The organism is Halomicrobium zhouii, from assembly GCF_900114435.1.
Taxonomy (GTDB): Archaea; Halobacteriota; Halobacteria; order Halobacteriales; family Haloarculaceae; genus Halomicrobium; species Halomicrobium zhouii.
Window position 1 is genome coordinate 805,368 of the sequence record NZ_FOZK01000002.1, and the last position, 24,137, is coordinate 829,504.

The 24,137-nt window shown below is 58.5% G+C and carries 24 protein-coding genes, 1 tRNA gene and 1 pseudogene; 11 read left to right on the plus strand and 15 right to left on the minus strand.

Features of this window, described 5'->3' with window-relative positions; translation table 11 throughout:
- Positions 1-114: 114 nt before the first annotated feature.
- The 3 genes from BM337_RS20655 to BM337_RS11150 form a co-directional block, all read right to left on the minus strand.
- Positions 115-564, minus strand: a complete 450-nt coding sequence (locus BM337_RS20655) for a hypothetical protein (RefSeq protein WP_143117708.1) — start codon at positions 562-564, stop codon at positions 115-117.
- Between the two features lie 268 nt (positions 565-832).
- Positions 833-1,078 carry a hypothetical protein gene (locus BM337_RS20660; RefSeq protein ID WP_143117709.1) on the minus strand — a complete coding sequence of 82 codons (246 nt, stop codon included), beginning with the start codon at positions 1,076-1,078 and terminating at the stop codon, positions 833-835.
- Between the two features lie 49 nt (positions 1,079-1,127).
- Complete coding sequence (locus tag BM337_RS11150; protein WP_143117710.1) at positions 1,128-1,931, minus strand: hypothetical protein; 804 nt, start codon at positions 1,929-1,931, stop codon at positions 1,128-1,130.
- 466 nt (positions 1,932-2,397) lie between these two features.
- Here BM337_RS11150 and BM337_RS11155 point away from each other — a divergent pair, with 466 nt between their 5' ends.
- Positions 2,398-2,916: a hypothetical protein gene (locus BM337_RS11155; RefSeq protein ID WP_089816680.1), complete on the plus strand. Its 519-nt coding sequence runs from the start codon at positions 2,398-2,400 to the stop codon at positions 2,914-2,916.
- 604 nt (positions 2,917-3,520) lie between these two features.
- Here BM337_RS11155 and BM337_RS11160 read toward each other — a convergent pair.
- Both BM337_RS11160 and BM337_RS21145 read right to left on the minus strand, forming a co-directional pair.
- Positions 3,521-4,372: a DNA-binding protein gene (locus tag BM337_RS11160; protein WP_089816681.1), complete on the minus strand. Its 852-nt coding sequence runs from the start codon at positions 4,370-4,372 to the stop codon at positions 3,521-3,523.
- A gap of 618 nt (positions 4,373-4,990) precedes the next feature.
- On the minus strand, positions 4,991-5,539 hold the full coding sequence (locus BM337_RS21145; protein ID WP_089816682.1) for a hypothetical protein: 549 nt from the start codon (positions 5,537-5,539) through the stop codon (positions 4,991-4,993).
- Between the two features lie 177 nt (positions 5,540-5,716).
- Between BM337_RS21145 and BM337_RS11175 the strand changes: the two genes are divergently transcribed.
- On the plus strand, positions 5,717-6,703 hold the full coding sequence (locus BM337_RS11175; RefSeq protein ID WP_089816683.1) for a hypothetical protein: 987 nt from the start codon (positions 5,717-5,719) through the stop codon (positions 6,701-6,703).
- 277 nt (positions 6,704-6,980) lie between these two features.
- Positions 6,981-8,336 (plus strand): hypothetical protein, encoded by a 1,356-nt coding sequence (locus BM337_RS11180; protein WP_143117711.1) that lies wholly within the window; start codon positions 6,981-6,983, stop codon positions 8,334-8,336.
- 1,251 nt (positions 8,337-9,587) lie between these two features.
- Here BM337_RS11180 and BM337_RS11185 read toward each other — a convergent pair.
- Positions 9,588-11,417: a DUF4365 domain-containing protein gene (locus BM337_RS11185; protein WP_089816685.1), complete on the minus strand. Its 1,830-nt coding sequence runs from the start codon at positions 11,415-11,417 to the stop codon at positions 9,588-9,590.
- Between the two features lie 307 nt (positions 11,418-11,724).
- Here BM337_RS11185 and BM337_RS11190 point away from each other — a divergent pair, with 307 nt between their 5' ends.
- Complete coding sequence (locus BM337_RS11190; protein ID WP_089816686.1) at positions 11,725-11,976, plus strand: DUF7692 domain-containing protein; 252 nt, start codon at positions 11,725-11,727, stop codon at positions 11,974-11,976.
- A gap of 114 nt (positions 11,977-12,090) precedes the next feature.
- Here the strand turns inward: BM337_RS11190 and BM337_RS20665 are convergent, their stop codons facing one another.
- From BM337_RS20665 to BM337_RS11205, 4 genes are all read right to left on the minus strand, one after another.
- Complete coding sequence (locus BM337_RS20665; RefSeq protein WP_143117712.1) at positions 12,091-12,315, minus strand: hypothetical protein; 225 nt, start codon at positions 12,313-12,315, stop codon at positions 12,091-12,093.
- Positions 12,316-13,346: 1,031 nt separating this feature from the next.
- Positions 13,347-14,444 carry an AlbA family DNA-binding domain-containing protein gene (locus tag BM337_RS11195; protein WP_177227423.1) on the minus strand — a complete coding sequence of 366 codons (1,098 nt, stop codon included), beginning with the start codon at positions 14,442-14,444 and terminating at the stop codon, positions 13,347-13,349.
- A 531-nt stretch (positions 14,445-14,975) separates the two neighbouring features.
- Positions 14,976-15,572 (minus strand): hypothetical protein, encoded by a 597-nt coding sequence (locus tag BM337_RS11200; RefSeq protein ID WP_245778654.1) that lies wholly within the window; start codon positions 15,570-15,572, stop codon positions 14,976-14,978.
- Positions 15,569-16,024, minus strand: coding sequence for a hypothetical protein (locus BM337_RS11205; RefSeq protein ID WP_089816688.1), 456 nt, complete (start codon positions 16,022-16,024; stop codon positions 15,569-15,571). The genes BM337_RS11200 and BM337_RS11205 overlap by 4 nt, the downstream gene beginning before the upstream one ends.
- Before the next feature lie 221 nt (positions 16,025-16,245).
- Here BM337_RS11205 and BM337_RS21635 point away from each other — a divergent pair, with 221 nt between their 5' ends.
- Positions 16,246-16,416 (plus strand): hypothetical protein, encoded by a 171-nt coding sequence (locus BM337_RS21635; RefSeq protein WP_245778676.1) that lies wholly within the window; start codon positions 16,246-16,248, stop codon positions 16,414-16,416.
- Positions 16,417-16,528: 112 nt separating this feature from the next.
- Here BM337_RS21635 and BM337_RS21640 read toward each other — a convergent pair.
- The 5 genes and pseudogenes from BM337_RS21640 to BM337_RS11230 form a co-directional block, all read right to left on the minus strand.
- Positions 16,529-16,693 (minus strand): annotated as a pseudogene (locus tag BM337_RS21640) (sigma-70 family RNA polymerase sigma factor); the annotation flags it as partial.
- Positions 16,684-16,920, minus strand: a complete 237-nt coding sequence (locus BM337_RS11215) for a hypothetical protein (RefSeq protein ID WP_089816689.1) — start codon at positions 16,918-16,920, stop codon at positions 16,684-16,686. The pseudogene BM337_RS21640 and the gene BM337_RS11215, both read right to left, overlap by 10 nt.
- Positions 16,921-17,092: 172 nt before the next feature.
- Positions 17,093-17,166, minus strand: a tRNA-Ile gene (locus BM337_RS11220).
- A gap of 84 nt (positions 17,167-17,250) precedes the next feature.
- A complete protein-coding gene (locus BM337_RS11225; RefSeq protein ID WP_089816690.1) occupies positions 17,251-17,814 on the minus strand; it encodes an FxsA family protein in 564 nt (187 codons plus the stop codon).
- A 435-nt stretch (positions 17,815-18,249) separates the two neighbouring features.
- Entirely contained in the window at positions 18,250-19,629 is a 1,380-nt protein-coding gene (locus tag BM337_RS11230; protein ID WP_089816691.1) for a cytochrome P450, read from the minus strand.
- Between the two features lie 142 nt (positions 19,630-19,771).
- Here BM337_RS11230 and BM337_RS11235 point away from each other — a divergent pair, with 142 nt between their 5' ends.
- The 6 genes from BM337_RS11235 (at position 19,772) to BM337_RS11260 (ending at position 23,998) form a co-directional block, all read left to right on the plus strand.
- Entirely contained in the window at positions 19,772-21,406 is a 1,635-nt protein-coding gene (locus BM337_RS11235; protein WP_089816692.1) for a DUF255 domain-containing protein, read from the plus strand.
- An 82-nt stretch (positions 21,407-21,488) separates the two neighbouring features.
- On the plus strand, positions 21,489-22,292 hold the full coding sequence (locus tag BM337_RS11240) for a TrmB family transcriptional regulator (RefSeq protein ID WP_089816693.1): 804 nt from the start codon (positions 21,489-21,491) through the stop codon (positions 22,290-22,292).
- Between the two features lie 67 nt (positions 22,293-22,359).
- Positions 22,360-23,088 carry a DUF2103 domain-containing protein gene (locus tag BM337_RS11245; protein WP_089816694.1) on the plus strand — a complete coding sequence of 243 codons (729 nt, stop codon included), beginning with the start codon at positions 22,360-22,362 and terminating at the stop codon, positions 23,086-23,088.
- 233 nt (positions 23,089-23,321) lie between these two features.
- Entirely contained in the window at positions 23,322-23,600 is a 279-nt protein-coding gene (locus BM337_RS11250; protein WP_089816695.1) for a 50S ribosomal protein L37ae, read from the plus strand.
- Positions 23,600-23,734: a DNA-directed RNA polymerase subunit P gene (locus tag BM337_RS11255; RefSeq protein ID WP_089816696.1), complete on the plus strand. Its 135-nt coding sequence runs from the start codon at positions 23,600-23,602 to the stop codon at positions 23,732-23,734. The genes BM337_RS11250 and BM337_RS11255 overlap by 1 nt, the downstream gene beginning before the upstream one ends.
- A 15-nt stretch (positions 23,735-23,749) precedes the next feature.
- Positions 23,750-23,998, plus strand: coding sequence for a KEOPS complex subunit Pcc1 (locus tag BM337_RS11260; protein WP_089816697.1), 249 nt, complete (start codon positions 23,750-23,752; stop codon positions 23,996-23,998).
- Positions 23,999-24,137: the final 139 nt, after the last annotated feature.

Consider the following 24,137-nt stretch of genomic DNA (forward strand, 5'->3'; position numbering starts at 1 on the left):
CACCGTAGGTTAGATGTCCCAGAGAACCGCCTCGCGATATGCGCGGTTAACGGCGCTCATCGGTGGAAATGGTCCAATTCCGCTGAAGTGACGATGTTCTAGAGAGGGAGGCCTTCATTGACTGGCGTCAAGAGTGTCCTCTACATTCTTCGCCAACCAGTATGGGTCTCGTGGTGGCACTTGACCCACTTCAAGCAATTCATCAAGATGATCGACGAATGCTGTCCCCTCGTGCCCCGCCTCTAAAAGTTGCTCTTTGAGGCTAGAGGTGTATGCCTTCCAGTCCACGAGGTCGGGAAAACGCATCCACTTGCCCGGGTAACTGATATCAAGGAATACGTGGTGACGAGGCTTGTGCGTAGAACAGAACGGTACGAGGTTTGGCGCGTCCGCAATGCCCCAGAATTTAGGTGGAACAATCCTCACATACCCAATTTCATCATCTGAATCGCATAGAATACAGGAGTCCCCATATTTCTCCCTAGCACGGCGCTTCCGAGCTTTCGTTATCGTATCAGTATTGTCGTCCTTCGGCCGAGTCTCGTACCCGAACGTGCGCCCCATTTGCTCCCGTGGAGGCATGTGAAACTTCGAGTTGCACTCTGGGCACCGCTTATTCCCACCATCTCGCCATGATTTACAGTTGGGCCACGATGTCTTCATCCGGTCCCCCTCGTCGAGACGTTCTGGAGTTAGGTCACAGCCACATTTGCAGGTATACGGCCGTACTTCAGTGCGTTTGAGGCCGTGTTCTTCAGATTTTCCAATGATGAAAACAACCTCATGCCGACTGGCTGGCTTGTGAAGAGTCTCAAAGAGCATATCGATTGTACTATTCTGTCTCCAAAACAGTTGGGGGCCAACACTCCTCGCAGTATTCTATCTCCTTATCGTCGAACTTTAACTTGGGGCGTATTTCGTCGTCTTCTGTTGGCACACCGCATTCCGTTTCGTCTTGTTGTTCTCCATCTTCGTTGAATTCCGAGACCACAGCGTGGCAGATCCCTGGGGCACGTTCAAGCTCTACGGCGGAATGGCCTGAAAGGTCTCGGTCGAAACCAGGCGCACTGATTACCATACCCCGACAACATAGTCAATCAACAATAAACGCACCCCCCTTTGAGAAACTACAACTGATCTAACGCATCGACAAAGTCGTCAAAGTCTGCATATACATCTAAATCATCTTCACCTTCAATTTCATCTGTTACCCGTTCAATGAGTTCGACATTTCTCCATTTCTCTTCAATCAATAGCATCTCACACTCTGTGATTATTCCGTGAGCGCACACGGCTATATCAGCAATATCGTTGGTGTCGATCGTCTCATTTGGTGCCATCAGTACTATTCGGTGAGCATAGATTATCTTCTTCACAAATTCGATAATATCTACGTCTCCCATCTGCAGTTCCATTATTCCGTCACCCCGTTCTTTCGAATAAGATTCAAAAGCAATCGCCTTGAGGTCCTCAAATTCATAATTTTCAGCGATGTCTTTGAACTGATTAATGCCGACCTCATATTTCCCAGTCGGTACCCAATCAGACAGGCGAAAAATCATCTGTAATGTCCCCACCGGGTCAGAAGGAACGGTTAGCTTTCGTAGGTCATATCGGAGACCAGCGTCCGGTACCATATGGATGGGGTCTTCAGTAATATGATAAGACTGGCCATCAGGGGGCATAGGTGGGATATAGGTGTCTACAGTTTCGGCAATTAGCTCTGACATCTCGTCTTGCTCCCGACGCTTTACGAGGTCAACGAGGTTTCCAAAGGAAAATAGAACTTCAATCCCATCCTTGTTAGTCACAATTTCTCTAAACCTCCCAAAATCTGTTGGATTGTTCTCCATTCGTATCCAGTACTTCGTATCCAATAGGATTCTCATTGATGTTTTCTTGGCAATTACCAAGTATAAACCCTCGTCCACACGTGGATTGGGTGCTATCCGCTATAATAGTAGAAAAAGAGGTGTAGAAAGTGATTGGACCTACTTACCGACCGTCACATAGGAAACTGGAATGGCATTCCGAGTGCGACCGGGCTTGTTCTCCCGTTCGTACCCGCAGTTTTCGCATGCTCCGCATGAGTACGTCGTTTTTGAATTTGTGCTCTTCTCAATGGAGGTGGAAGCGTTGCACTCAGGACAGCTTACCGTGATGGTAACGTCGAACATGCTCTCCTATCGAATTGGCTGAAACATAGGGGTATCGGGGGGAGGAGCGTTTTAGCCAGCATCTGAGGGTCCGTAGAACATTTCTTGTGAATGTGGGTTGTGGGACAATGTTTGGCGACACGAGGTGCGGGAACATTAGGCCGTCATACCGGTTTCGCACCGTTGTTTACTGAGATATTGGGGGTAGGTTTAATGCAGAAGTCTCCAGACTGCTGAGTATATGCTAAATGAGGTGCAGCGGTGGATTGACGACAGCCAATATGACAATTGGGAATGGTATTCTCTCATCATTGCAGCCAGTATCAGTGGTTGCATTTTCTTCGAAGTGTATTCTGTCACATCGGCCCTCAGGTCGCTAGATACCCAAATAGTGATGTCTGGATACACCTTCGGTGATTTTTTCATCGCATCACTGCAAGGTATTGTGATGGGATTTGTGGGCAAGCGCCTGTATACACATGGTAATAGCTATTCGAAGTTCATGACAGACGATTTCGCTACGAAAGAGATGACCTTCGTTGCCCGAATTGGAGTGATGACGGTGATCAGCATCATGGTCGGATTAGTGTTGCCAGATATGGTTAGTCAAAGTGCAGATTACGTCACCGTGCAGGTCGCTGGGACAGTTGTTGTAGCAGGTAATCTCTTGATTCATTCCGAAATCCGAAATTGGAATGTGATGAATGAAGCCCCCGTGCTTGCCGCAGGCAGTCTTCTGGCTGTCGCACCAATGCTCTGACTTTGGCAAAATTATCAATGGACTCGTTAATGCGGCCGATTGACGTGGGCTAAACCCATCCAATCCCAAATGGAGTCTTATCAGTGTTTCTGGCCTTTCTCTATGATTCCCATCCCGCACGATGTTACTGTAATTGGAACAGGGAGTATCCAACTGATGGTTTTTGGTCATAGTTGGGAGTAGTAGCTCACAGAAGTTGCGCCCGATTTCGGAGCTATTGGTTCATTGATTCCTGTTCTCTATTATGTCCGATTGTATCGGGAAACGAGGGAACAAACCAAGGCGACATAGGCTAGCTACGCTCCAATTTTGGATACTAAGTTCGACGGGAAAAGGAACGAATTTTTCTTGACTATTGCTAACCAATGTGAAGGAAATGCGAAGAACGCTCCGTTGAATCGGCAGAAACCGAAGTCCTCCATCCACCTACAGGAGAACACGCACGGTCGTGGCTGCGCGCGCAGCGAAAGAGAGGTCGAACGGAGTGAGTCCTCTGAGAGCGAACGGGGAACGCAGTGACCCGTGAGCAGCGAGCACGGAGCGGAGGGTGGGGAGGCGGGGCCTGGGTCGGTCTGGCACGAAAGAAAAAGACCGCACTAGTCGCCTACTCCCACCACTGCCCACGTTCCGGGAAGTGCACTTCCGACCACCCGGTGAGCGCTATCGAGCAACGGCCCTGGTACCAGTTCTTCGCCGCCGCCCTGAATCGGACGCGTTCGCCCTCACGAACCATGGACTGGTCGGATTTTACCCAGGAGGTGAACTTGGTTCGTCCACTCTCGTCTTCGATCAGCCCGACCTGCCGAATTGCTGGGGAAGAGGGGTCCCACAACTGGGTAACGCGCCCCTCAACAGTCACCTCGCTGCGATCGACGTTCTCGATTTGGTCGATCGGCACGATGACACCAGCCTCGTCACGAATCGACTCGATGACCTCGACGACTGCATCTATGACATCCATCCCGGCCGCGATTCGTTCGGCCAGCTTCCGTGATATCGCCGCTCTCGTCAGGCCACCGTGTTCCTCCGCCAACCTCGCCGCCTGTTCGTTCACTGTCGAGAGTTCCGCCTGCGTGAGTTCCGCCCGGGGATCTCCCCGATCCGGGCCTGCCCACTGGTCCACGCCCGCTCGTCGTCGCTCGAACTCCCGCCGTTTTCTCGCACTGCCCTCCTTCACCATCTGTCGCGACCGCGCTTCCCGACTCGATTCCTGCCGACTGTCCCACCGCTTGTGCGTTCGCTCTATCTCCCACTCCCGAGCTGCCAGCTTCTCTTCCGCCTCGAGTGTCAACCCCGTCCGTCCAGCGTCGGGGTGATTCGTATCGACCTTTCCCTGTATCTCCTGTTCGACTGACCGCCGCAGCTCCGGCTCCTGACCAGCCGCTCGCTCGTGTCGCTGTTCGACCGCCTGTTCCTCGACCGATCCTTCATTACGGAGTAGGTGCTTACCTTTCATTGGATTCACCAGAATCCGAAGGCGCTCTGCGCCACCACCGCGATGCTCCTACATCGCGGTTTTCCGACGTCGACGACCGACAGACACGTCTGCGCGTCTCGCTCGCGCCTTCGCGAGCGCCCCCGGGCGCGAGCGAGACGCGCTGTCGAGGCAGAACAAACCAGCCACGCGCGCCGACCCACCCGGAGCGAGCGGCCAGCACACAAGCCGGTTTCGCGTCCGTCGACCGCAGGGAGACGCAACCGAAAGCGCGCTTGGTGCTGGCGCGAGGGCACATTCACTTTAGCCCGGAACGGGCGCGGGCGGTGCGGAGAGCGCCCGCACGCCCGGAATGGTCGGTCGCGAGCGACGCGGAGGGTGGCAGCGGCGAGCGGGGCGAGCCGATACCGACCCCAGCAAACCACGTGACTCAATGCCCAACAAACCACTAGGGTGGGACTGAAAGGGGCCGGGCGGTCGGCGACGGCAGGCGACGCAAGCACCGCAACGAAGTGAGGAGCGCAGCGAGCCTCCCGAGCCGACTGCCCGGGGGCTTTCGGGGTGGTAGCGATTCTATTCTATAAGCAAGAACAGACGTCAACACCAACCTACGCGTAGAGGAAACCCAGACCCCTCCCGTCAGGTAGTCTCCTCGCCGTCCCGTACCCGACGCGCTTGCGCTATCTGTCGTTCGATCCCCTCCACTAGAAAATCCTTTTCCACGTACCGGTACGCAGGCAGTAACGATCGCTGCCGACCGATACGGGGGAAGCCGTAGTCACCCTGGGCGGCCGCCCTGGCACTCGACTGCCCATCCACGAGTGGTGGTTCGGCACCGTGGGAACTCGGGGAGTGGTCGACGACATCCAGGTCGGAAGCATCGATGGCACTCCTGAACCCGGGTGGGGCGTCGTCCACCGTCTCCACCCAGACGAGCGCCTCGTCGTAGCCGTCCGTCGGGAACGGAATCTCCTCCACGGCGTGGGCCCCACAGCGCAGGACGTCAGTCACCCACCCGTCCGGGGGGTCACTCATCTGCGCGAAGTTGGGCATATTGTCGACCCGGATGACGTCCATCAGGATGGACCCGGCGGGATCGACGGGGACGTATGTCTCGTGTTTCAGGTCACAGGTCAGGTAGATCGGTTCCCCGTGGATGTCGCGGCGAATCTCGTCGGCCAGCGCCATAGGCACACGCACAACACGACTGTCCGTAACTAGGCAGGTGATATCTGCACACTCCTTAATTCAACTAAGAAGGAAACAAGAAAAAGTTGATACGCCCACCCCAAATCGACACACGTAGCGACGCCACACACGAACTCGTCGCGACCCAGGGTGGACAACAACGAGGTTCCAGTACACATGGCCGAAATCCAGATAGCAGAGCGGTACAGCCTTCCGCGGGACGTCGCCGGACAACCAGACGACGAGGTCGAACCGCGTCTTGACGACGCGCTCTCGGAGTGTCTCCCCGACGACCGACTGGTGGCGCGAAACCGCGCTCTCGATGTCGTCGTCTCCCTCCCCCGCCACTTCTACCCGAGCATCGACAAAGGCGGCGCGCAATACACGAACATCTCGATCAGCCCCATCGACCAGACAGTCGCCGACATGGCGGCCGCCCTCGACGCGGTCGAATCGATGCTCGACCCGCCAGCAGGGCTGAAAGCGTGTCACTACGGCGTCCGCGCGGGGTCGATACAGCTCTCGTCGAACACACCGGGCCGGTTTCTCACCGATTTCGAGGACGTCGCGTCCATCGCACCGACGGTCGATAAGCGCCGTCCCGTTCTGACGCGCAACGCGACGAAGCCCGAAGTGATAGGGGCGTGCGTCTGGCCCACGAGCTATGGGACGTTCTACCTGCAGGCACAACGGCGGCACGGCAACACGACTGTGAACGTCCACTACGGCATCCTCGCCCACGGGATGCCACTCGATACGACGCCGATAGAAGAGTTCTTCGACGCACTCGCCGACGGGGCCGCCCCGTCTCAGGCCCCTTGGCCGTACCGCCAGCTCACCCTCGCTGGTCTCAGATCGCTACCGATCACCGACGCCGAATCCATCGACGACGCTATCGTCGCGGCCGAGTCTGACGTCATAATGAAACTCACACACGCCGGTGAGAACCCGGTGTACCAGTATCAACCCCCCGAGAACGCATTCTCCTGGCGGGCACGGGAGGAGATCTACGATCAGCTACGGGCGATCAGTACACTGGGCTACGAGACGAAGCAGATTGACCAGTCCGGGCCCTACGTCCTCGATACAATCCACGCGCTGGATATGCCCGTGAATCACCTCTGTCTCGTGACGACCACACTCGATAGCAAGCCGGGAGCTTGACCCCTTGGTAACCACGGTGAACGGCCGGCTCGATTCGATTGTACGTTTCACTGGACGCCCGACGGTCGAGCCCAGGTCAAACACCGCGGAGAGGTGAAACCGGACGCAACAAGGTGACCGGGGATACCACTCACCCGAACCCGGTCGTGGCTGCAGGTACAGGCGCCTGTTCTCTGGAGGCGACCAGATAGCGCGACTATGCCCCTGTACAGAAAGAACCGTAGCGGCAGGTGAGGTGATCCGAACGTTGAAGCCACGAACCAAGAGTTAGGATGGTATGCAATCGGGGCGTACGCGGCGAACATTCATTCACGGGGTTGCGGTTTCGGTACCTCTTCTCGCAGGGTGTACCTCTGAGGAAGGAGGGACACCAGAAGACGATACGATTCAAGATAGCGACGGGGACGGCGTGATCGATAGCGAAGACTATGCCCCCACGGATCCCGACGTGCAGCGAAAGTCCGATCTGCAAGAGACAGCGACTGAAGCAGCTGACCGAGTGACGCCGACGCCAGCCACGTCGACGACGACCCCCGAACGAACCAGTTCACCCGAACCAACGAGGTCGCCGACCCCGACGAACGATACGCCTGCAGGCAGTTCGAACACGGTGACCGTCTCAGAGCATCTGAGTGAACAGTCCAGACTCCACTCGTATTCTGCGACGGATGCCACAGTTGTCGTGACGTCGTACCCCGAGATCCCCCACGATCGTGTCCAAATTGTGGGCATTACGTACGAGTACCCCCGTGGTGAGGGCGTAGCGTACGGCTCCAGTGATGCTATCGACACACCCAGGGACGGAGATTCGACGCGCGTCACGGTCTCGATGACCGAAGGCGATGTCTCCCGTGGAGAACGGCTCCATCACCTGATCTTCGCCATGCCCGAGGACCAAGACCTCGAAAACGTCGACGGAGACGATCTAACGTTCCTCTACGAAAGCGACCCGTTCCGGGTGAACTCGGACACGGGCGAGATCTCACGCGACCCACCGAGCCACGCCCAGGATGATGCCACGCAAGATGGGTTCGAGCGAAAATCTGTCGAGGGCGCGTATCGACTCCAGTTCGACGGGCAAACCCAGGGACAGCCGTGGCGAGTTGGCCTGTACATCTGGAAATCCGCGTACAGTCAATCCGTGAACGAACCTCGGGGCCGAGGCTATAGTGAGTACGTTGCACTCGCTCAATCGAACGGGAACGCCGGAACGATCGCTGAAATCCTCGACGAAGCTGCAGAAGCGAACTCGTTTACCGGGAAGCGAGCAAAAGTCGAGTTCGTCATCGACTGGGTCCAGAGTTTCCCGTACGTCACCGACGACGTCGATACCGGATACGACGATTACCCGAAGACGGTGACTGAAACCATGGTCGAGGTCCGTGGGGACTGTGAAGACACGTCGATTCTCCTCGCAGCCATTCTCCAGACGGAGCCATTTAACTACGATATGGTGTTGATCCAGCCGCCCGAGCACATGGCTGCCGGGATCTACGGGAAAGACCAACCTGGCTATTACTGGGAGGCAGATGGACGAGAGTACTACTACATTGAAACGACGGGCGAAGGCTGGGGGATCGGCGATCTCCCTGAAACGTACCAGGGTGAAAACGCAGTCGTGCATCAGGTGTAACGCAGGTAGAATCCTCTCTTCCAATTCGGAATGGTTTGAAGCTGCTGTGCCTCTCGGCACCACTCCACAGTCGGGGAAACACGATCACGACCGTCGAACGGGGCACTAGGCACGGCTCGTTACGCCGTCTGTTCTTCACGATCGGCCCTATAGCCCGGTAGAATGGTTCTTGCGGGTGTCTAGGACTGTGTGTGAAGAACGACATGCAACGTGGATGGGCACGAATGTGATATAGAAAATGCGCTGTACAGACAGTAAACTCCCTGTTTTCGGGCCGCTTGGCACTCACGGCAGGCCGAGACTTCGTGGTCAGTGCCATGCGCTCGGTGCCTCACAACCAAAATCGAAGGACGGCAGTCGTGTGTGAAGCTCGAATCCGTCTCAGACTGTGCTCGTGCCATCGCTCGAGTGGCCCACCGCTTCTCGTAAATTCCCCCTCTCACACCCATGTGGACCCCTTACAGGCCACTTGTGACGTGCACCTCGCGCTGCCGCCCTTCGTTTCTGCCCGCTCACACACGACCAGTGACTGCCCTTCATACTGTCTCTACCGGGCGAAAACGCCGATCGTGAAGATTCAGAGACGAACGAAGAATCCGTTTCTGGTGCGGAAAGACGACGTCAATTGCTCTGGGTTGCTGTGAGTCTGTGCAGTTGAAACGTGGGTAGGGGCCAGCGCCTGCGTGGCGATGTCTGAACCGACCAGTTTTGTGATGGCCTGAACTTCGAATCTCCAAGGGCAGAATCGTCTTCAGTGATAATGCGCTCCAGAACAAGATCTGGGCCGGAAGTCGATGGACCCTGAAGAATGGAAATTCCACACTTGTCCGCTCGACTTGCTCCGTTCTCTTCGATAGCGTAATCTCCGCATCACCGTAGTCTGGAACGTGTACCGTGTCACCGACGATTTGCATCTCTTGCAGACACAACTCCGCGTCATTGAGCCCAGCAAGTGGGCCTCAGTATCGTTGTCTACAAGTTCGTCGACAGGGGCAACTGCGTACCGTCCGTCGACGCATCTCTGATAGATAGTCCAGAGGTCGTATTCTCCACGGCCCGCCATGATGGGCTAACATCTCTCGTTTGTCCGCTTCTAACGTCACGAGTCGGCTCGTTTATACGTGACTCATTCCAATTTAGCCACAGACAGGGGAAAGAAAGTAGATTAGCCTTGTACGGACTGAAAGTGAAAGTAAACGGGGAATGCCATTAATAAGATACAGTCGATGTATATGTGGGGATTGATGGAATTCAACTATCGTACTGAATTGGAACCTTCTTTTCTGCGAGATAAGATTTCATCTCACTTTCCATCCTTCTATGGACTTCATCGAAAACAACCCGATTTGAATGGTCAAATTCGAGCATAAATTGACTTCCCGCTCCTCTATAGGGTGTTCTGTAGGTATCTCCCTCATATTCAAAGACTCCCCCTTGGCCAGAACCCATCTCTTTGTAATTCTCCGGAATTTCTTCATCCGAAGCCCAGTGACATTTTACAGTAAGGCTTTGTTCCTTTCCTTCTAGCCAGTAGCGCCTAATACACGTGCTACGCAAATCTCTCAGATTATCGCGATCGACGACGACCAAGAGAAAGTTGGTTTGAGAGGGGATCAAAATCTCAGAAAGGGCTGGGAAGTTAGATTTTGCTAGGTTGTTATATTCTTTGTAATAGTTTGTGTAGTATGTTTGGATATTCTCAAATATCGATTCGTCAGAGTAGAATTCGAGGATGTTGGAGACGTCACTTCCCGGATCCATCCGATCCCGGTCATTATATGGTTTTTCGATAAAGTCAACTGACGACTCTACTAATGCGTTAATCATCCTCTCCAACACCTCTTGTTCGTAATCCTCTGCTATGATCCGGTGAAGGGGTGGGTCAATTTCTGCTTCTTCTGTCCTCTGTTGGGCGATGTCGTGAGCATGATCATAACGGTCGTCTGACTCCCCCTCTAGGAAACCGTCTATAACAATATGAACATCACTAACATTGCGATCCTGGAAGATCCCCTTACTTTCCTCTGATAACCAAAACTGAAGATATCGGTAGTATCCCTCTCTAATTTCGTCAACGCTGTATCTTTCCTTTTCCTCAAGCCCGAGTAATGCTGAGAACCGACTAATGAAGGGATATATGTACTCTATCGCCAGAAACGGACAAGATGAGTAGTCAAAATTGTACTCATCAAACAAGTCGGGTACACGGTGATCCAATGCATTATATGCGAATCCCTTGGGGTCCCTTCTTAGTGGATTATCTGTTGGATTTCCAGACATCCGATTAGCTCCTAACTTGTGAATTTCGTCCCAATCTGAATCAATGTCCCTAATCTGCGCATCATTTTCATCATCCTCGATTGGATAAAGAGTATAACTCAACTCATCCTCTTCGTAAATTATATTTCCAAAACCAAATTTCCAGATTCTTGGATAGAGTTGTTCTTTAACGATCTCGAAGTCGGAATCCAGAAGAGAGTGGTATTTATCCAAGAAGGTATGGATATCGCGGAACTCAGGCCTCTGCTTTCCAATCGTGGGATTTGAACGACGCTTGAGTTTTTGGTATTTCTCTAAAATATCGTTCCGCTTCCTCGTCCGGTCTGCAATGTCTCTCCAATCTTCAACGTAGTCTTCTGTGCTATCTGAGATTACGTTCTCCACTGGAAAGTGGATAGTCTTATAGTCCTGATTATGGAGATCCTCATTCTCGAACCACTCTACAGTAATATTCTTCCAGTAGGCCCGCTCGTTCTGGACATCCACTGCTATAATTAGAAATGGTTCACCGCAGGCATAGCAATAGGAGAGATGCCTTGTTTCCATTTGCTTTTTTGGCGTCTCTATATGGTCATCTGGGAGCTTTTTGACCTGAATGATTAACCGGCCTATTGGTGAATTATCCTCGTCAACCATTTCCAAAATTCCGTCATGGTTGGGGGCTTTATCGCGAGAATCGATAGACGACTTCACAGAATCCGCTAGGATGATATTTAAAACGTCAACAGCATCGTGCTCATGTTTATCTGATTCTGGATAGGGTGCCGGTTTAACCCTGTCATCCTCCCCTTCGTTAGCCATATCTACCGTTCATTTTCCCGCCGTAAGAATCTAATCTCAATGATGATGTTCAATTGATGGTTGGGAAACGAGATCAGGAGAACTTCTTCTCACTCCTATCCCAGGGGGTCGCGCGTCGAGGAATCGGCTCGCCGCGATATGCACACGAGCCAAGGGAGTCCGTGTGCATACTCGGGTCGGTGCGAGCGGCTGAGTGGGGGACGTCTGGCCGCGATGGGCATGTGCTACGGTGTTTCTTATAGGCTAACCCGGTTTGAGTTACCCAAGCTACCCCTGGTTTACGCTCCCGTGTGTACGAGTGCCCGGTATGCGCATTCGCACTGACGGCAAGCACGCCCGCCGGGAAGACACCATCGAGCAGGCTGCCGACTTCTGGGGCTGTAACAAGACCACGGCACTCATGCAGTCCGCCGAATTCGCCGTTCGCATCGACAGCGGAATCCGGAAGGTCCTCGTCCGCGAAGACTTGACACTCCGGCAAAAGCAGGAGATAGCCCAGACGTTGAGCGTCCCCAGCTACTACGAGATCGACGTTAAGGAAACGGTGGCGGTGGATTAGTAACAGGCTCTATCGGCTCTGTGGAAACCCTCTACAGGTGATGGGTCCTGAGCGGTGTGATGACTAGACAGCGCTTTTCCATCAACTGAGCGTGACCACTCTAACTGGAGTTGTTCACCCCAAAGTGGAAGCATCTCTTAATTTACCCCTCACTCGGAGAATTTCGATGGCAGTCACTAATGCTGCAACAAATGCTATCAATATTTCATAGAGTGGCGTGCGCGTATTGAGCATCTCTAAAATAGGGGGCGCTGCGCCGATAGCGAATATTGCCAACGGAAAAACTATTAGAACTTCTATGTTTACGTGTTTGAACCCTTCCTTGATGTCTGAGAGCATGTACTAAACCAATAATCGCACTCCATATTAATTCACTATCTGGACACAAAGGGTCAGTATTTGTTCGCTGGATACACTCTCTCTATTCAGCAGGCCGTTTATGTCTCCTCCTAAGAGCTTAAACAGAGCCGCTCTATGCGTCCCTGACAGTTATTCCATGGAAGCACTCGGGATTGCTGCATAGCGCGTAGCTATCAAAAGGGAGCCGCCGCGCGATGGTGACGCGCTTGTACTCTTTCGTCTCCTCGCGCCCCAGGTGGTCAGTCCGGTAGGGCTGCCGGCCAGATCGGCATGCTGGCCGAATCGGTAACGGGTTCTTCGATTCGTCGCTTAGCTCACTGGGCGCCGGAGCTCGGTGGATTGCCGGGCCACTTGCCGCCCGCTCGACCAGGCCGTACTCCGGAAGCACGTCGAGAGGTACGCGGCTCTCGGCAATCTCGTAGTGCCGGGCCCCAGTGCCGCCGTTGTCCAGCAAGCAGTAATGTTTCGCGCCCATGCTCAGATCACCGCCCTTGCACTTCGCCGGTTGCTGCTCAAATTTCGTTGCACGACTGGAATACTCGCTTTCGCCGGGAAAAGAAAGGTAGCAGCGGTCTTGCGGACAGTTCATTATGAACGGAGGCGGTCGCTCATCATTAGGACGTGAGGCGTCGAATCGAGTGCAATGTCTCCTCGATTTGACCACTGTACGGCGGTCGGATTGCGCCGTTGCACGTTGCATCCCCCCTCCCGTACTCAATAGTACATCAACCGCGGCAACTTTCAATTACGAATGCACGAATTAGGTGACTCCAAGCCTGAAAACGGGCTTCCTGATATTCTGAAGAGTTGAAAGGGGATGATAGAGAGTATTCTAGTGAACGGATCTGGTTCTCATACCGACAGAAGGCGGTGTGACGTTCACGTTTATTCTCCCACTCGTCGCCCATGACGGCTGCTCGCCTGGTGGCGAGCGACTGCACTCCATGGGCTATGCCGGGAGAACAGGAGAGGAGTGTATATATAAGACGCGCGAATAGGTCGCCTCTCGACTAATATGAGAGTGAAATTTCTTCTTCGTCGATCTCGGACCTCTGGAGAATTCGTAGTAATATCTGTGGATTATCGCCTATGAATTCTTCAATATCATTCCATCCCAACTGATCTTTTCTAGAACCAGTTCTGTATTTGAATACGCCATTTGCGCTGTAGAGTCTATCTTTCGCTGGTGGGACCCTAACCCAAAGGATCTTGGTGTCGTCAATTTCCGGCCTATAGGTTTGGACTCGTAGACTTGGTTCGATAGTAGTTGTAACCCAATCTGTGATAATGTTCTCAACATCATCGATATTTGAGACCCCGACAATCTCTCCACTATTTGATACGCCGACAAATAGCTCACCGCCGCCACTGTTAGCCAATGCAACGAGTTCCTGGGTAGTTGATTGATGGTCCAAATCGCCTTTCTTCAATTCAATATCGTCATCTTCAGACCGGTTGAGAAATCCTTTTGCTTTGTCTGTCAAGTCAGACAGAGTCTCACCGCCAGATTCTGGAATCGACTTTTCTGAGAAATAGTGAGCTCCCAAGAGAATCACCTCAATCTCATTTGGTCTTGGAGACGCGACTATATCCATTTCAGTAAAGGAAACCAATGTGTCCTTATGTACTTCTGTTAATACATCGTGTGCCTTGTTTCGGATATTCCGCGTGGCCTCAATATAATCGAGGCGTTCGCTCTCTGGTTCTCTTATTCGGTAGATTCCCGGAGATGCTGGAAGTGGATCTGAGAATTCATCATGTACCGCATACTCTTTAGACCAATTCAGTCCCATCCATTCTGAACCCGTTACTTCATTCCAGTTGTCCCAAGATAAATTACTATAATCGATGTGCCGGTGTCTCAATCCATCCTCAATTCTTGAGCGTTCTTGAAGTTCTGCATTGGGCAAATCCCCGCTAAGATTTACTGTATTGCCAAAGTTCGCTATAGGTGAGTGTCCGGTAGTAGCGTGATATCTTGCCAGGCTTGCAGCCCAGACACCCTCAATATCTTCAATCGAGTCGTCCCCCATCTCGCTCCAAGACACAATAAATTCTGGACCGAGGGAGTTCCTCAGATCCCACAAAACAGGCCCTGCAGTGTGCATCTCTCTGCTGGGTCGTTCATCTGAACCGATTCCATACCCGAGATGCTGAATACGCTCCCGTAAGTCCCGACCCGTTAACGCGATCAAATAGATTCCGTTTGTCCGAATATGAGACACCCGGTATATTCCTGGCTTCTTTGGTATCGGATCTAACTCGTCCGTGGGAAATAGCGGCACCCAGTCCGACCAGCCAATTTCTAGCTCAATTTGTGGTATTGTACCTACCATCCGGATATAATTAGATACAAAATGTATTGGTCACTGATAAATGTTGATGCTATCTCAGTATTCCCCTCGGGCTTGTACGAAGATCCGAATTTAGAACTGCGGTGTATTTTGATGATGTGGCCTTAGCCACACCTCTAAAGCGGAATACAACCCACCGGGTTGGATTCGAAGCGGCCAGGCTCTTGGCTCAGTGACCAGCCCACGCTCCTCGAGATCGTCACCGTGGCTGGGACGGCGAAAAAGCGGCGAAAATGGCGGTGTTTTCGGGGTGTTGAACAGTGATGCCTCTGGCCAGGCCCGGCGCTACCCGGTGTTCAGGAACCGCCAAGCCTGGCCGACACTCCCGTCGGGGAACCGTACGGTTGCCTGCCGGAACCGTTCTTCTGGCAGTCCGGCATCTGTCCACACCCGGAATCCCTCGCGGAGTGACTCGCCGGCCTTCGTAACCGTCTTCGTCCCGTCAAAACGGAGCGTCATCTGTGCCTCTCGGGCGTCGTTCACGTCGACACCGTGGCGTGCGGCCCAGGCGATAAACGCGCTCATCGTCTCGCCCAGCCCACGCTCAGCGGCTTCTGCGGCCTTCGCAGTGGTCTCGACAGCCCGTCGGGTCGCATCGCGGGCCTCTTTCACCGCTTCATGCACCATCTCCGCGACGTACTCCGACCGGAGCTTCACGTCGGCGTACTCGCTGACGACGAGATCTTTCATCTCGCGGAGCGCACGGCGGACGCTTTCGACGTGGCGGCCGTACTGGTCCGCGATATCGGCTGGCGACACTTCGCCCCCGTCAGTCACCAGCATCTCCAAAGAATCCCACTGCACCGGCGAGAGGCCGTCTGAGAGATGCCGCACGACCACACTCTCCTGTTGTTGCTCGACTCGCGTCAGGTACAGCGTCACCGGATCCGGTCCGGAGTGATCCACCTCAGGGCCGAAGTACGCATCCTCGACGAACGGTCCGCTACCGTTGCCCGGTGCGACATCGAGACCTGCATCGGCCAGATCGTCTCGACTGGCGGCAGGTCACGAGGTTCGTCACGGCCTTCGAGGCGGTTCGGCCGCTCGCCGATCTCGTCCAGGTCTGCCTCGCGCTCGTCGAGCGCTTCGATGATTCCCGACCGTGGGCCACCATCGTCGCCACGATCTAGCCGGCGCTCCACGGCCTTCCAGGCCCGGACCACCTCGATGCGGTCGAGACTCTCGATGCGGTCGCGGACCATGCGAGACCGCCCGTCGACGTGCTTCGACCCGATCCCGAGGATCTCCGCGTCGAGCCACCGCGCCGGGTCCTCGCCGAGCTGCTCGCGCAGCCCGGGGAACCGCTCGCGGTCGTGAGAGAGGTTCCTTCGCATTAGTCGCCCTCCACGTCGGCGAAGGCCCGCTCGACTTCCCGCTGGGACTCCGTCGCGGGCTGGCGCTTCGACCAGTCCCAAGGGACAGCATCACCCGATTCTACGTCGTAGAGACGGGAGGCCCGGATGAACACTCATCTATCCCTTACCGGGACCACCTCGACTGGCTTTCACTACGGTGAAATGACTATAGATAAACAGCTGGCAACGAGTTTCGGAATATGGTCTCAGGCATAGTGATAAACTTGATCGACGTCGCCGTCGTCGCAGTTGGGGCCTATATCGGCACGACGATGGCTCTGCGTGGGTACTTTGGCCGGGAATACCACGAATCTCGAATTGGTGAACGGATAGACGAGACGGGATCTTCCGACGATAGAAACGAGCAGTGAGTCGCGACAGAGCCCCTCGTGACGAGTCGATAGCCAGGGTTCCAGGCCGGGCCGCCTCTACTCGCTGAATCTCACGCTGCATTATCCACCTCCAACCGGTACGAGCGCGACGCAACACGTTGCCCACAGTACCCGGTGCTCGCCCGGTTTTCCGGGCGTACTCTCGAACCCCGTAGCCATCTTGCTCGATAGCCAGGAAGACTTCGCGTTGCGCGCCGGAGAGCCCAGACAGGTCCTCCTCGAACTCGCAGAGGGTGGCCTGGTGCTTCACCGCCACTCACCCCCGAAACACTCGGGATTTCCACACATCCCGTAGTGGCCGGCGTACGCGGCGACCGGGACGTCAGTCCATTCGGCGTCTTCCCGGTAGTCGGCCTCCGGACAGGCCGGCTGCACGTCGTCGCTGTCGGGGTCCTGCCGGTGGAGTGCCGTCGCGTACTGCGAGCGGTTCCGGACGGCGGTCTCGACGTCGACCCGCTGCTGTGGGCTGGCGGGCTGACTCACGCTGACCCACCTCCGACTAATGCCGTCGCAAGACGTGGTGGGTGCGCGCTTGCTACCCTGTTCGGATTATCTTTTTGAGCCGGGGGCTCAGAATCGTTATGGCGCCGAGATTAGGTGGCTGGGGAGTTGAGCGGCCCGTTTCCGTCCGGCCAAAGGCCGTGTGGAATCGGGATGGGCCAACGCGGATTTGAACCGCGAACCTCCCGGTTATCAGCCGAGCGCTCAACCTGATTGAGCTATTGGCCCGCTGAGCGCATCAGAATGTATCCGAGGGCTACTGTTAAGCGTTACTACTCCGGCCTCGAATGCGCCACAGTACCACCCGACCGCTCACTCGTCACCTTTCTCCTCAAAGTCGATGTCGGTGGCGTTGTCGTGGTCGAATCCACTGCTCTCGCCGCCGCCAGCGCCGCCGGCGCCGTCGGGACCCGGTCGCCCCATCCCGCCGAAGCCCACGCGGTCGGTGTCGTCGTCGCCGGGGAACCCGCCGATGTAGACGTTCCCCGTCGCGAACCCGCCGGACTTGGCGTCGATGTAGGGCGTGATGACCCACTTCTTCGCGGCGACGCGCACGGGCCAGCGCGTGAACGGGATGGCCAGCAACAGCGCCAGCGCGTCCGTCACGAGGCCGGGCGTGAGGAAGAACGCGCCCGCGGCGATGAGCAACCCGCCGTCGATAACCTCGTCGGTCGGGATCTCCCCCGTCGCCAGCTTGCGCTGTATCTCGCTGAGGGTGTGGCGCCCCTCGGCGCGGACGAGCAACATTCCCAGCAGCCCGGTCAGGACGACGATGAGGATAGTCACCGGCCAGCCCAGGAACTGCTGGCCCACCACTGCCAGCAGGACGACGTCGAGCAGCGGTATCAACAGCAACACCGCGATGACGCGCAGCATACCTCGTCTTGACGGTGACGCCTCAAACCGTTTTCGTGCTAGGTGTGCCCATCGCTGGAATAAACGGTGGAGTTTCGCGAACCGTGAGTCCAACTAATGCTTCTAACAACTCGAAAGCCCCCTCCCGCTCGGGTCGGGGGGCTTGTTGCGCTCCTCACTTCGTTGCGGTGCTTACTGCACCCGCCTTCCCCGAGCGGTCGGCCCCTTTCAGTCCCACCCACCGGTTGTTCATCCAGCCGACTTCTAGTGGATCGTTCGTCATGCATCGCGGGTGGGGATGAAAGGGGCGAGAGGCTCCGCGAAGGCGGGCGACGTAAGCACGTGAGCGCTAGCGAACGCGCGCAGCGAGCCCCTCGAGTGGAGCCTCTCGGGGCTTTCGAGTTGTTGCTGGACGTGATCGCAGTCCTCGTAGCTGTATCGTTCGTACTCTTCACATCACCTCGCGCGAGGAATCACGTCGATACCATCGCTCGGCTGCAGGGTGATCTGCATCGAGAGGTCGAGCGGCGCCTCCGTCACAGACTCGAACTCGAAGCGCTGGCAGAGCGTCGCCAGGATCAACCGGGCTTCCATCGTGGCGAATCGCATGCCGATACAGTGGCGCGGGCCGCCGCCGAAGGGGTAGTAGGCGTACTCCGGCAATTCCTCCTCCATCGACTCCGTCCAGCGCTCGGGACGGAACTGCTCGGGGTCGTCGTACCACCTGGAATCCCGGTGGACGTTCCACTGGGGGAGCGAGAGTGTCGACCCCGCGGGAATCGTGTACCCGCCGAGTTCGACGTCGTTCGTCGGCTCGCGGAAGATGACGAACGCGGGCGGGTAGAGCCGCAGGGCCTCCTGGATGACCTGCTCCAGGTAGGGCAGGTCGGCCAGGTCCGCAGCCGTCGGCGTCCCACCGCCCAGCGCGTCCAGTTCCTCGTGGACGCGGGCCTGTTTCTCCGGGTTCGTCGCGAGCAAGAAAATCGCGTAGGTCAGCGTGAGCGCCGTCGTCTCGTGGCCGGCGAACAGGAAGGTCATCAGTTGCTCGCGCACGCGCTGGGGCTCCATGGTGGTCCCGTCCGGGTACTCTCGCTCCAGGAGCAGGGAGAGCAGGTCGTCGCGTTCCTCGTCTTCGGCCTGCCTCTCAGCGATAATCTCGTCCACCGCGTCGAAAAAGTCCTGGACCGCGCGCTTGCAGCGCAGGTTCGCGGGCGTGGGCACCCAGAGCGGGAGGTACGCCGAGAACCCCGAGGTGTCGAAGCGCTCGGCGATGGTCTCGCTGGCGTGGCCGATGGCGGTCTGCTTGTCGCGGACGTCGACGTCGAGGAGCGTCTTGGCCAATACGTCGAGCGTGAGCCCCTTCAGCCGGTCGTCGATACGGACAGGCTCACCCGAGGGCAGGCTATCCGCGAACCCGCTGGCGTACTCGCCCATCATCGGCGCGTGGGTCTCGATGCGTTCGCGGTAGAACGCGGGCTGGATGAGGTTCCGGTCCCGCTGCCACTCCGCGCCGCTAGTCGAGATGAGCCCCGTCGGCGCGATCGCGCCGATCGACTGCTCGACGACGGTCCCCTTGACGAAGTCGCGGTCGCGCTCGACGAGGACGGTCTGGATGTCGTCGGGATGGGTGAGCATGTAGCCGTTGGTGCCCGCGATGCGGTAGTGGACCACGTCGCTGTCGAACTCCTCCCGGCAGCGCTCGTAGAACGCGAAGGGGTCGCGGACGAACTGGAAGGTGTTACCCGCCAGCGGCACCCCGTCGGGACCCGGCGGCGTCTCACCGGGCGCCCGCTCCACCCGTCGCTCGGCCTCGCCGTCGCCGTGGCTAGTAGCCATCGTTCGAGGGTTGGCCCGCCGGTCACAAGTCCGTTCCCCCGCGCTGGTGAGGGCCGTTTATGCGATATCCGCCGTTGGTCGTCCCGGACGCCTCGTCGCCGGAGAGTGCAAGGTACTTTCCGTCCTCTCACGTAGCGCGAGTATGGACGAGTTCGCTGCGGACACGAAGGTCGAGTGGCGCGAGTGGGGCCCCGCGGCGTTCGAGGACGCCGCCGAGGCCGGCAAGCCCCTGCTCCTGGCGCTGACCGTGCCGTGGAGTTCGGAGTGTCGCGAGATGGACCGGCGGACCTACGGCGAACCGCGCATCGCCGCCAACGTCAACGACGGTTTCGTCCCGGTCCGGGTCGACGCCGACCGCCACCCGCGCGTCCGCGAGCGATACAACATGGGCGGCTTCCCGTCGACGGTGTTCCTCACGCCAGACGGCAAGGTGCTCTCCGGGGCGACCTACCTCGGCCCGGACGGCTTCCGGGACATCCTCGACGGCGTGCGCGAGACGTGGGACGCGAAGGGGGAGGCTGCCGGCTCGGTCCCCCGCTCGGTCGGGGCCGGCGTCCCGCCCGCGGGTGAGGTCACCCCCCGAATCGAGGAGCACATGGTCGAACAGTTGCTGGGCGCCTACGACGAGGAGTTCGGTGGCTGGGGCAGCGACGTCAAGTTCCCGATGGCCCGCACCGTCGAGTTCGCCCTCGTCCGCGCACGCGACCAGGCCACCCGCACGCTGGAAGCCATCCGGACCCACCTCCGGGACACCTACGACGGCGGCTTCTACCGCTTCGCCGCCAACCGCGACTGGTCGGATGCCCGTAGCGAGAAACTGCTCGACGAGAACGCGGCCATCCTGCGAGCGTTCGCCCACGCCTACCGCTACACCGGCGAGGAGGCCTACCGCGAGACGGCCGAGGGAACCCTCGACTACCTGACGACGACGCTGTGGAATGGCGAGGCTGAGGCCTTCGCCGGCAGCCAGGCCGGCGACAGTTCCTACACGCAGCTCCAGGCGACCGAGCGGGAAGACGCCGACGCGCCCCACGTCGACGACACCGTCTTCGCGGACCGCAACGGCGTCGCCGTCGACGCGCTCTGCACTTACGTCGCTTACACCGACGACGAGCGCGCACAGCGGTACGCCGAGCGCGCCCGCGACCACGTGGTCGAACAGCTGGTCGACGACGACGGCGCGGTGATCCACTACGCCGACCCGGACGCAGGCGACGTCGGCGAGCGCGGCCTGCTGCTCGACCAGGCCCGCGTGCTCCAGGGGCTGACGACGTCGTGGCAGGTGCTGGGCGAGGGCGGCCCCGCCACCGCCGTCGCGGACTGGACCGTGGACGAACTCCAGGCCGAGAACGGCGCGTTCCGCGACGGGCCGGTGACGGGCGCGGGTCTGCTCTCCGAGCCCCAGTATCCCCTCGACGCCACCGTCGAACTCGCCGACGCGCTGGCGGACCTGGCCGAGCTCACCGGCGACGAGGAGTACCGAACCGCTGCCGAGGAGGCCATCGCCGCCTTCGCCGGCGCGGCCGACCGGATGGGCGTCGAGGTGGCGGCGTACGCGAGCGTCGCGTCCCGACTGCTGGAACCGGCGAGCGTCCGCGTCGGCGCACTGGCGGGGAGCGACCTCCACCGCGCCGCGCTCCGACTCGCCGACCACGAGTCAGTCGTGGTGCCCGACGCAGCAAATCTAGACGACGTGGCCGAGCAGCGCGTCGACGGCGAGGTGACCGGCACGGCCGAGTCGCCGGCCGAACTCGAAGCGCTCCTGACCGGCGAGTGAGCCGTGTCCTCCGCGAGGTCGGCAACTGACAACCCGGTCAAACCGGCGGTGCGTTTTTGGATGGGGACCGAGAACGACTGGTATGCCCAACCTGCGCGACCTCGGCCTCTCGGAGTACGAAGCCCGCGCGTTTCGATCGCTGCTCGACACTGGCCCGACAACGGCCAAGGAGTTGTCACGCGCGAGCGACGTCCCGATGGGACGCATCTACGACGTGCTCAACAGCCTGGAGACGCTGAACCTCGTCCGGAGTCAGGCCGCCAGCCGGCCGAAGAAGTTCGTCGCCGTCGAACCGGAGACCGCCCTCGACAGGCTGCTGGAGGACCGTAAGCGCCAGCTCGAGGAGAAGGCCAGCCAGTACGAGTCCATCGTCGACGAACTCGCCGACCAGATGGAATCGGCCGACCCCGTCGACGAGCCGTTCTGGACGGCCGCCGTCGGCCCGGAGGAGACCGTCGACCTGCTCGTCGAGCGTCTGGCGGCCGCCGACGACCGCATCGTGATGGTCGGCTCGGTCCCCTCCCAGCAGTTCGACGTCACCGAGGCCGCCGACCGTATCGTCGACGAGATCGAACGCGCCCTCGAACGCGGCGTCGAGGTGTTCATGTTGCTCCCGCCGGCGTTCTACGAGCACATCCCGACCGAGCGGGGGCGCGATTACCAGCGCCGCCTCCAGAACTACGACCGGTTCAACTACCGGGCCAGCGACGAGATAACGTCGACGTTCGAGTTAATCGACGACGTCGAGGTCTGTATCGAGGTGCCCCACCCGATGGGCGGGTCGACGTTCGCGATGATCGACCTGAAGGACCCCGAGTTCGCCGACGAGGTGTACGAGGAGTTCCGGCCACAGTGGGACGGAGCGCGGCGGGTCTCGGGAGCCTAAACTCAGTTGACACGCTCTTTCGCCCGAATCGTCCCGCTTATCCACGTTCGGAAGTGACGCTCCGACAATGGAGTGTCGGCAGTGCGCGTCGTCGCTGGACCGACCGGGCGACTACTGCCTGGTCTGCCGGACGGCCAACGCCGACACCGTGGTCCTCGAACTCGAGAGGGACCGGGCGACTGTCACTGCCCTCCTCGACGAGGACGTCGTCGGCGCCCGGACGATAACGACGACGCCGGAGGACGAAGACGACGGTGAGTCGAACGTCGTCGAACTCCGGAACTTCGCGGGACTGATCGCCGACGAGGTCCGCCGTAAGCGCCCGGAGGAGGTGTACGTCACCGGCGACCGCGACGTCGTCGCCGCGGTCCGGTCACAGCTTCACTACCCCTTCTACCGCGTCGAGGCCGAGAACCCGGTCGAGCACGTCGTCGAACGCCGCGGCGAACCGGCCCTGGAAGTCGTCGAGGCTTCCCTCTCCGAGAAGCTCGGTGGCTCGCACTCGACGCTCGTTGGCGGCCGCGCTGGCAAGCGCGCCCTCGAAACCGTCGCCGCCCACCCGCACGTGAAGAAGGTCATCCCCGGCCCCATCGACGCCGGCGGGTCGGGGTCCCGAACTGGCGTCCGGGCCAAGGCGACCCGCGCCGACCAGCACGGCAACGTCCGCCTGCTCATCCGCGACGGCTCCTCCGTCCAGGAGAACCGCATCGTCACGACCGCCGGCGACCGCGAACTCGGCGAGCGCGTCCGCGCCGACCTCAACGACGCCCTCCAGGAGACTGAGCTTCAGGAGTGAGCGTCTCGACGGACTGGTCAACCGAATGGGTGGGACTGAAAGGGGCGGTCCGTTGCGCGAACCCCGGCGACGTAAGCACCGGAAGGAGCGCAGCGAGCCGCGGGAGCGCAACGGGCCGGGGCTTTCGAGTTATTTTCTTCGTCTCTCCTGCTGTCGTCTTCGACTCACTTCCACGTCTCTCCTAGCCGCAACTCAACAGGTTTATTTGGCCGCTGTGCCGATTAGTCGATACTATGGCCAGTAACAAGGGACGGACCGGCAGCGCCGGTCGCTTCGGCGCCCGCTACGGGCGCGTCGCCCGCCGCCGGGTCGCCGACATCGAGTCCGACATGAACGACGACCACGCGTGCCCCGAGTGCGGGAAGGACCGCGTCGACCGCCAGGGCACGGGTATCTGGGAGTGCGGCTACTGCGGCTACAAGTACACCGGTGGCACGTACCGACCGCAGACCCCCGGCGGGAAGACCGTTCGCCGGTCCATCCGCGCGGCGCTCGCCGACGACGAGGAATAATGAGCTACAAGTGTTCCCGCTGCAAGCGCGACGTGACGCTCGACGAGTACGGCGGCGTCCGCTGTCCGTACTGCGGCCACCGCGTGCTGCTGAAGGAGCGCTCGCGCGACGTCAAGGAAGTCGAAGTCAAGTAGTCCGGGGGCGGTAGCGTGGACCACGAGGCGATTCTCTCCTTCGAATACGACGACGGCGAGCGGGCGCGCCGGGTCGAGCGGAGCGTCCGGCCGGAAGTCGGCGACATCGACGGCGACCGCACGACGGCGACGCTCGACCGGGACGGCGCCGTCGTGAGCGTGCGAGTCGCGGCGGCCGACCTCGTCGCGCTCCGGGCGGGCGTCAACACCTGGTCGACGCTGGTGGGCGTGGCCGAGCGGGCTGGTGCGGCCGATATTCCGTAGTCGCAGCCGAGCGAGCCCGTCGACGCACTCGTTCCCGTCGACGCACTGGTTCTGGGGCCGGGTCGACGTGGGGCGTGGCGGCGAACTATTATACTGCTGTAACTCCGGGTGTCACGTAGATGAACAGATCGTGGGGGGA